This window comes from Streptomyces sp. NPDC005728 (assembly GCF_040630895.1).
In the GTDB taxonomy this organism is placed as follows: domain Bacteria; phylum Actinomycetota; class Actinomycetes; order Streptomycetales; family Streptomycetaceae; genus Streptomyces.
Window position 1 is genome coordinate 44,909 of the sequence record NZ_JBEXYL010000065.1, and the last position, 9,034, is coordinate 53,942.

6 protein-coding genes are annotated in these 9,034 nt (G+C 68.6%); all 6 read right to left on the reverse strand.

The window, feature by feature from the left end; translation table 11 throughout:
* Positions 1-50: 50 nt before the first annotated feature.
* Entirely contained in the window at positions 51-1,577 is a 1,527-nt protein-coding gene (locus ABZ471_RS33200; RefSeq protein ID WP_359071685.1) for an amino acid permease, read from the reverse strand.
* Positions 1,578-1,729: 152 nt separating this feature from the next.
* Positions 1,730-3,658, reverse strand: coding sequence for a 1-deoxy-D-xylulose-5-phosphate synthase (gene dxs, locus ABZ471_RS33205; RefSeq protein ID WP_359071687.1), 1,929 nt, complete (start codon positions 3,656-3,658; stop codon positions 1,730-1,732).
* 128 nt (positions 3,659-3,786) lie between these two features.
* Positions 3,787-5,073 (reverse strand): sugar ABC transporter permease, encoded by a 1,287-nt coding sequence (locus tag ABZ471_RS33210; protein ID WP_359071695.1) that lies wholly within the window; start codon positions 5,071-5,073, stop codon positions 3,787-3,789.
* A gap of 23 nt (positions 5,074-5,096) precedes the next feature.
* The gene (locus ABZ471_RS33215; RefSeq protein ID WP_359071689.1) at positions 5,097-5,888 is read right to left on the reverse strand and encodes an ATP-binding cassette domain-containing protein; all 792 of its coding nucleotides are present in this window, start codon (positions 5,886-5,888) and stop codon (positions 5,097-5,099) included.
* Positions 5,889-6,074: 186 nt separating this feature from the next.
* Entirely contained in the window at positions 6,075-7,178 is a 1,104-nt protein-coding gene (locus tag ABZ471_RS33220) for a substrate-binding domain-containing protein (protein ID WP_359071691.1), read from the reverse strand.
* A 133-nt stretch (positions 7,179-7,311) separates the two neighbouring features.
* Positions 7,312-8,523: an ROK family transcriptional regulator gene (locus tag ABZ471_RS33225; protein WP_359071692.1), complete on the reverse strand. Its 1,212-nt coding sequence runs from the start codon at positions 8,521-8,523 to the stop codon at positions 7,312-7,314.
* Positions 8,524-9,034: the final 511 nt, after the last annotated feature.

Genomic DNA, 9,034 nt, shown 5'->3' on the forward strand with positions numbered 1-9,034 from the left:
CAGTCCCATCTGAAGCGGGACATACGGGACCGAGGTGGGGACCTTGACGGCTACTCGGTGTTGCCCTTCGGCGGGTGCGTGACCTCGTCGACGGAGGTCTCCTCGTGCCGGCTGAGGCGGCTGTGCGAGCGGCCGTAGAGGAAGTAGACGATGAAGCCGATGACCATCCAGATGGCGAACCGGAGCCAGGTCTCGGCGGGCAGGTTGAGCATCAGCCACAGCGAGGCGCACACGGAGAGGATCGGGATGACCGGGACCCACGGAGTGCGGAAGGCGCGGTGCAGGTCGGGGCGGGTCCTGCGGAGGATGATGACGCTGATCGCGACGATGATGAACGCGAACAGCGTGCCGATGTTCACCAGCTCGCCGAGCGTCTGGAGGCTGGTGAAGCCCGCGACGACCGCGATGATCACGCCGAGCAGGATGGTCGGCCGGTACGGCGTCCGGAAGCGCGGGTGGGTGTGCGAGAAGAACCGCGGCAGCAGCCCGTCGCGGCTCATCGCGAAGAACACCCGGGTCTGGCCGAGCAGCAGGATCATGCAGACGGTGATCAGGCCGATGGTGGCGCCGAAGCTGATCACACCGGCGTACCAGGGATGCCCCGTGGCCTTGAAGGCCTCCGCGAGCGGGGCCTGCACGGACAGCTCCGTGTACTTCTGCATGCCGGTGACGACGATCGAGACGGCCACGTACAGCACCGTGCAGATGAACAGCGAGCCGATGATGCCGCGCGGCATGTCCCGCTGCGGGTTGCGGGTCTCCTCGGCGGCCGTGGCCACCACGTCGAAGCCGATGAACGCGAAGAACACGATCGAGGCGCCGGTGAAGATGCCCATCACACCGAAGTTGGACGGCGCCCACCCGAACATCAGCTGGATCAGCGGGGCCTGGAGGTTGCCGCCGGCCGCCTCGGGCTGGGACGGCGGAATGTAGGGCTTGTAGTTGGCCGTGTTGACGATGAAGGCGCCGGCGATGATCACGATGAACACGACGACCAGCTTGATCGCGACGACCACCTGGGTGACGCGTGCGGACAGCTTCATGCCGACGACGAGCACGGCGGTGAGCGCCAGGACCAGCAGGGCGGCGAACAGGTCGAAGCCGAAGCCCGAGGCGCCGTCCCGGCCGCCCAGTACCTCGGGGACCTGCCAGCCGATGTTGTTGACCAGGAACGACCGGAAATAGCCGGACCAGCCGACCGCGACCACCGCCGTGCCGAGCGCGAACTCCAGGACCAGGTCCCAGCCGATGATCCAGGCGGGAAGCTCGCCGATCGAGGCGTACGAGAACGTGTACGCGGACCCCGCCACCGGGACGGTGGAGGCGAACTCCGCGTAGCACAACGCGGCCAGGGCGCAGGCCACACCCGCCGCGACGAAGGACAGGGAGATCGCAGGGCCCGCGGTCGTCTTGGCGACGGACCCGGTGTACACGAAGATGCCGGTGCCGATGATGACACCGACGCCGAAGACGGTCAGGTCCAGCGCGGACAGGGACTTCTTGAGCGCGTGCTCCGGTTCCTCGGTGTCGAGGATGGACTGTTCGACCTTCTTCGTTCGGAAGAGGGTGCTGCTCACGGACCTACCTCCCACACGCTCGTCGTCCTCGACATGATCGAGAGGGCTGGGGATGCGTATGCCCCGGCACAGGCAGGTTCACGCAAACGGGCCGGTTCCGCCACCTGGGAAGGGGGCGGAACCGGCCCGACGGGTGCTTTCCCGGACGCGTCCTAATCGCGCACGGGCTCGACCGAGTCCACCTCGTCGGCCGTACGGTCGAACCGGCCGTCCAGCTTGGCCACCAGACCGGTGACCTGGCGGGCGATGTCGGGCGCGGTCAGCCCGATCTCGGCCATGACCTCGGCCCGGGAGGCATGGTCGAGGAAGCGCGGCGGGATGCCGAAGTCACGCAGCGGCACGTCCACGCCCGCGTCCCTGAGGGCCTGGGCGATCGCGGAGCCGACACCGCCGACGCGGCTGTTGTCCTCGACGGTGACCACGACCCGGTGCCGCTCGGCGAGCGGGGCCATCGCCTCGTCGACGGGCTTGACCCAGCGCGGGTCGACGACCGTCGTGGAGATGCCCTGCTGGTCGAGCAGGCCGGCGATCTCCAGGCACATCGGGGCGAGCGCGCCCACGGAGACCAGCAACACGTCGGGGCGGTCGGTGCCCGGCTCGCGCAGCACGTCCATGCCGCCGACGCGGCCCACGGCCGGTACGGCGGGGCCGACGGCGCCCTTGGAGAAACGCACCACGGTCGGCGCGTCCTCGACGGCGACGGCCTCGCGCAACTGCGCCCGCACCTGGTCGGCATCGCGCGGGGCGGCCAGCCGCAGCCCCGGCACGACCTGCAGGATCGACATGTCCCACATGCCGTTGTGCGAGGCACCGTCGGTGCCGGTGACACCGGCCCGGTCCAGGACGAAGGTCACCCCGCACTTGTGCAGGGCCACGTCCATCAGGACCTGGTCGAAGGCACGGTTGAGGAAGGTGGCGTAGACGGCGAAGACCGGGTGCACGCCGGCGTGGGCCAGACCGGCCGCGGAGACGGCGCCGTGCTGCTCGGCGATCCCGACGTCGTACACCCGTTCGGGGAAGCGCTTGGCGAAGCGGTCCAGGCCGACCGGCTGGAGCATGGCCGCGGTGATGGCGACGATGTCCTCGCGCTCCTCGCCGAGCCTGACCATCTCCTCGCCGAACACGGAGGTCCAGTCGGCGCCGGAGGAGGCGATCGGCAGACCGGTGTCCGGGTGGATCTTGCCGACGGCGTGGAAGCGGTCGGCCTCGTCCTGGAGGGCGGGCTGGTAGCCGCGGCCCTTCTCGGTCAGGCAGTGCACGATGACCGGCCCGCCGAACCGCTTGGCCCGCGCCAGGGCGGACTCCAGCGCCTCGATGTCGTGTCCGTCGATCGGGCCGACGTACTTCAGGCCCAGGTCCTCGAACATGCCCTGCGGGGCGATGAAGTCCTTCAGCCCCTTCTTGGCGCCGTGGAGGGTCTCGTACAGCGGCTTGCCGACGACCGGGGTGCGGTCGAGGATGTCCTTCGTCCGGGCGAGGAAGCGCTCGTAGCCGTCGGTCGTGCGCAGGGTGGCCAGGTGGTTGGCGAGGCCGCCGATGGTCGGGGCGTAGGAGCGCTCGTTGTCGTTGACGACGATGACGAGCGGGCGGTCCTTGGCCTCGGCGATGTTGTTCAGCGCCTCCCAGGCCATACCACCGGTCAGTGCCCCGTCACCGATCACGGCGACGACATGGCTGTCCCGCTGCTTCAGCTGGTTCGCCTTGGCGATGCCGTCGGCCCAGCCGAGGACCGTGGAGGCGTGGCTGTTCTCGATGACGTCGTGCTCGGACTCGGCCTGCGAGGGGTAGCCGGACAGGCCGCCCTTCATCTTCAGCCTGGCGAAGTCCTGCCGGCCGGTGAGCAGCTTGTGCACGTAGGACTGGTGGCCCGTGTCCCACAGGACCTTGTCCTTGGGGGACTCGAAGACGCGGTGCAGGGCGATGGTGAGCTCGACCACGCCCAGGTTGGGGCCGAGGTGGCCGCCTGTCTTGGAGACTGCGTCGACGAGGAAGGTCCGGATCTCCTCTGCCAGCTGGTCCAGCTCCTCCAGGCTGAGCCGGTCCAGATCGCGCGGTCCCCTGATGCGGGTCAGCAGCGGCACCCGTGCCTCCTTGCAAGTAGAGCTGATCGAGCTGTCGCCGGGCTTGACGAGTCTAATGTTCCGGCTTTGCGGGACACGACAGTGCCCGGCACCTTTCGGGCACCGGGCACTGTTCCTGCCTAGGGGCGCTACGCGCGCCCCGCGGTCTTCTGCGTCTTGCGCGTGATGGAGTCGATGACCACGGTGGTCAGCAGGACCGCCGCGGTGATCATGTACTTCACCGGCTCGGCGATGGACTCCAGCTGGAGACCGTACTGGATGGACACGATGACCAGCACACCCAGCAGGGCGTTCCAGGTACGGCCCCGGCCGCCGAAGAGCGACGTACCACCGATGACGGCCGCGGCGATCGCGTTCATCAGCAGGTCGCCCGTACCGGCGCTCTGGTTGGCGGAGGCGATCTTCGAGGCCAGGAACAGACCGCCGATCGCCGCGAAACCGCCGGAGATCGCGAAGACGGAGATCCGCACCGCCGTGACGTTGATGCCCGCACGCCGGGACGCCTCCACGCTGCCACCGAGCGCGAAGATCTTGCGGCCGTAGGAGGTGCGGCGCAGGACGAAGTCCGTGCCGACCAGGAATGCGAGGAAGATCACTGTGGCCAGCGGCAGACCCTTGTACTGGTTGTACATGTAGGCGCCCGCGAAGGAGACCACGGCCAGCAGCGCCGTGCGCAGGATCGTGTCGCTCAGCGGCCGGGACGGGACGCCCGCGGCCTCCCGGCGCCGGTTGCCCAGGAAGGAGCTGACGAAGAACAGGGCGACCACGACGACGGCCAGGCCGTAGGCGGCGGCCACGTCCGTGAAGGTGTACGTGGTCAGCTTGCCGATCAGACCGTCGCTGTCGAGGTTGATCGTGCCGTCCTCGCCCAGCACCTTCAGCATGAAGCCCAGCCAGAACAGCAGACCGGCCAGGGTCACGGCGAAGGCGGGCGCGCCGAGCACCGCGAAGAAGAAGCCGTGCAGCGAGCCGATGGCGGCACCGACGGCGATGGCGACGAGCACGGCCACCCACTCGGGCCAGCCCTGGTTGACCGTCAGGACGGCCGCGAGGGCACTGGCCGCGCCGCTGATCGAGCCGACCGACAGGTCGATCTCGCCGAGCAGCAGCACGAAGACGATGCCGACGGAGATCATGCCCGTGCCGACCATCGTGACCGTGATGTTGCTGATGTTCTGCGCGGAGAGGAACTCGGAGTTCAGGACCTGGAAGATGATGCAGATGATGGCGAGGCCCAGGACGACCGGGAGGGAGCCCAGTTCGCCTGCCTTCATCTTGCGCTTGAACTCGGTCCAGTAGCCGAGCAGGCCCTGCTCGCGCACCAGCAGGCGCGGGTCGACCGCGGTGACCGCGGCGGCCGCGGCCTCGGGGTTCACGACGGGCGTGTCCCCGGACGCCTCGGGGGTCTTGTCCATGTTCGCGGAGGTCTTGTCGATGCTCACTTGGAAACCTCCCCGGACGTGCGCGCCGCACGGCGGGTCACGGCGTTGTCGGTGGCGCCGGTGATGGCGGAGATGATCTCCTCCTGCGAGGTCGTCTTGACCTCGAAGACGCCGTTGTTGCGGCCGAGGCGCAGCACGGCGACCTTGTCGGCCACCGCCTTCACGTCCGCCATGTTGTGGCTGATGAGGATGACGGCGTGACCGCGCTCGCGCAGACGCTCCACGAGGTCGAGGACCTGGGCGGTCTGCTCGACGCCGAGGGCGGCGGTGGGCTCGTCCAGGATGACCAGCTTGGGGTCGCCGAGCATCGAACGCGCGATGGCCACGGTCTGGCGCTGACCGCCGGAGAGCGAGGCGATCGGGATACGGACGCTCGGGATGCGGATCGACAGCGTGGTCAGCAGCTCGCGGGCGCGGCGCTCCATCTCGACCTCGTCGAGGACGCCCCACTTCCTCAGCTCGCGGCCGAGGAACAGGTTGCCGACGACATCGATGTTGTCGCACAGCGCGAGGTCCTGGTACACCGTCGCGATGCCCAGGGCCTGGGCGTCGTGCGGCCTGCTGATCGAAACGGCCTTGCCGTCCCATTCGATGACACCCTCATCGATGGGGTGCACGCCGGCGATCGTCTTGACCAGCGTGGACTTTCCGGCACCGTTGTCGCCCACCAGGGCGACCACCTCACCGGCGTGGACCTCAAGCTCTACGTCGGTGAGCGCCTGAACGGCACCGAATCGCTTGGAGACCCCGCGCAACGCCAGCACGGGCGTAGCGGACACGTGAACCATCTCCTTCGCCGCCTGACCCGGCGGGAGGTTGTGCAGAAGTTTGGGGGAGTTCCGTCCGGCGCCCCGCACCGAGCTTGCGGGGCTGTCTGATGCGCGGGGCGCCGGAGGAGCCTTGGGCAGTCCGTCCGGTCCCGTACGGGCGTTCACGGGCGAACGCCGGTACTTGGGAAGGGACCGTGGGGCTGCTTAGCTGAGGCCGAGCTTCTCGCAGGCGGACTTGTACTTGTCCGTGCAGATGTCGGCGACGGTGTAGACGCCGTCCTTGATGACGGTGTCCTTGATGTTGTCCTTGGTCAGCGCGGTGACCGGGACCAGGACCGACGGGACGTCCTTGGCGGAGCCCGAGGAGACCTTGTTCTTGGCGATCGAGTCGAGCGACTTGCCCTGGGCGAGGGCGACGGCCATCTCGGCGGCGGCGTCGGCCTCGGGGGCGTACGGCTTGTAGACGCTCATGTACTGGTCACCGGTGACGATGCGCTGCACACCCGCCAGCTCGGCGTCCTGGCCCGTGACCGGGACGGAGACGCCCGCGGCCTTCAGGGCGGTGATGATACCGCCGGCCATGCCGTCGTTGGCGGAGTAGACGCCCGCGATCTTGTCCTTGCCGACCGCGGAGATCGCCGACTCCATCTCGGAGTTGGCGTTGTCCGGCGACCACTCCTTGGTGTCGTACTCCTTGGCGACGGTGACCTTGCCGTCGAGGACGGAGTGCGCGCCCTTCTTGAACTGGGCGGCGTTCGGGTCGGTCACCGAGCCGTTGACCATGACGATCTTGGAGGCCTTGGTGGCCTTGCTGCCCAGCGCCTTCAGCAGGGCCTCGCCCTGGGTCTTGCCGACCTCCTCGTTGTCGAACGAGGTGTAGGCGCTGATCGGACCCTCGGCGAGGCGGTCGTAGGCGACGACCTTGATGCCGGCGTCAACGGCCTTCTGGACGGAGTTCTGGATGGCCTTGGCGTCCACCGCGTCCACGATCAGGACGTCCACCTTGTTGGTGATCATGGTGTCGACCTGCTGGGCCTGAACGTTCGCGTCCTGGCGGGCGTTGTTGTACTGGATCTCCGCCTTGTTGTTCGTCAGCTCCTTGATCTTCTTCTCGATCAGGGGGCGGTCGAACTTCTCGTAGCGGGCGGTCTTGTTCTCCGGAAGGAGAAGGCCGACCTTGATGTTGTCGCCCTTCTTGGCGGACGCCGAGGAAGAGCTGTCGGTGCCCTTGGACTCCTTGGCACTGCCACAGGCGGCCAGCGAGACAGCCATCGCCCCAGCGGCAACGGCAACGGCGGCACGACGCATGCGCGTGTTCACTCTAGAAACCTCCCTGACGAGGCCGCGTCGTTGCGGCCGAGGTGGCTGGAAGTCAACTCGGCCACACGTGCGACGTCAAGAAGTAAATCCTTAACGAGATGGCAACGGTGCCATCCGTTCTCTAAGTGAAGGCAGGAGTGGCCGCAGGCAGCAAGTCGGCGGCAGAACCGTCCAAAAGGGTCGAATCACCCATCTCGCTGAGCGCGAGAGCGAGCGCCCCGAGCACCTCAGCACGGCCTCCAAGTGCCCCGGGGAGAACGGACAGTTGGCGCGCCGCACTCGGGATGGCATAGCGGCTCACGGACTCCCTGATGGGCCCGAGAACGAGTTCTCCGGCCTCGGCGAGATCACCGCCCAGGACCACCCGGCTCGGATTCAGCAGATTGCAGAGATTGGCCACTCCACTGCCGATGTGGCGGCCGACGTCGGCGATCACCCGACGACAGCCCGGGTCTCCGTCCCTGGCCAGCCGTACGACGCCTTCCATCGTCAGGTCGGTGCCATGGCTGGACTGGAGCAGCGGGAGCACGTAGCGCGCGGCCGCGAAAGTCTCCAGGCAGCCACGGTTCCCGCAACGGCAGACCGGACCGGATTCATCGAGTGTAATATGTCCGATTTCACCCGCCGTGCCACCCGGGCCGCGATAGATCTTCCCGTTGATCACCAGACCGGCGCCGACACCGCTGGCGACCTTGATGTAGGCGAGGTCGCGCACGCCCTTGCCGCTGCCCCAGACCAGCTCGCCGAGGGCGCCGAGGTTGGCGTCGTTGTCCACGTGCACGGGCACACCGAGGCGCTCGCGCATCTCCTCGGCGGGCCTGGTGCCGCCCCAGCCGGGCAGGATCGCGGTGGAACCCAGGGTCCCCGACTCCACGTCGATCGGACCGGGCACGCCGAGCCCCACGCCCGCCACCTTGGACCGGTCGACGCCGGTCGCCGCGATCAAGCGGTTGACCAGCTCCTCCGCCCGGTCGAAGCCCTGGGTGGCGGAGGCGTCGACGTCCAGCGGCTCGGACTCCTCGGCCAGCACCTGGTGCGCGAGGTTCCCGATCGCGACGCGCAGGTGCTCGTGCCCGAAGTCGACGCCGATGACGATGCCGGCGTCCCCGCTGAGCGAGACGCTGCGGGCCCGCCGCCCGCCCGCCGAGGTGGGCGTGACCTCGACCGTCCCGCCGTCCTTCAGCTCCCGCACGATGTTGGAGACCGTCGCGGCGGACAGGCCGGTCGTCCGCGCGATCTCCGCCTGCGTGAGCGACCCGGCCAGCCGCACGGCCCGTACGACTCGTTCCAGGTTGGCTCGGTGCAGCGACGACTGCGACCCCGGAGTCTCCATCGACCCATCCACTCCCGCCATCGGCCGGGCGGCCCCTGCGCCGCCCGTGGCCCAGGTCACATCTGCGGAACCGGGCCACTTACAAGTTATGAACTCCAAGCTCGGCTGTACGGGTTACCGCAGTCAAGTCCTTGAGGGAAATCGCTCTCGCTTCTCTGGTTCCGCCCCGGACACCTCGCAGACATGCGGATGCCACCCCGGAGCAGGGCGGAAGACCGTTCCGGCGGGCCTTGGGGGCCGGGATCGGGGGTGCGGCGGAGGTGCCGCGCAGGGGACGGCGGATCGTTCAGCCGCGGAATCCAGAGGCGAGGGCGTTACCCGGTCGTGATCGGGGCGGGAGCCCCTGTAGCGAATCGCACATGCGAAGCGGCAGTGCCCCGTCGAGCGGGATCACGGCCCTCTGAGCCCAGGCACGGGCGGCATGACCGCGGGCCCGGTCGCCCCCGCGGGGGCGGCCGGGCCCCCACCGCGCCGGCAGGTAAAATAAGGGCGGCGGCCGGCAGGCAGATCG

What these genes read in the sequence shown, in the direction of transcription:
- ABZ471_RS33210 (WP_359071695.1), bottom strand. Translation starts at nt 5,073, where the DNA reads ATGGACAAGACCCCCGAGGCGTCCGGGGACACGCCCGTCGTGAACCCC.
- ABZ471_RS33220 (WP_359071691.1), bottom strand. Translation starts at nt 7,178, where the DNA reads ATGCGTCGTGCCGCCGTTGCCGTTGCCGCTGGGGCGATGGCTGTCTCG.
- ABZ471_RS33215 (WP_359071689.1), bottom strand. Translation starts at nt 5,888, where the DNA reads ATGGTTCACGTGTCCGCTACGCCCGTGCTGGCGTTGCGCGGGGTCTCC.
- ABZ471_RS33225 (WP_359071692.1), bottom strand. Translation starts at nt 8,523, where the DNA reads ATGGAGACTCCGGGGTCGCAGTCGTCGCTGCACCGAGCCAACCTGGAA.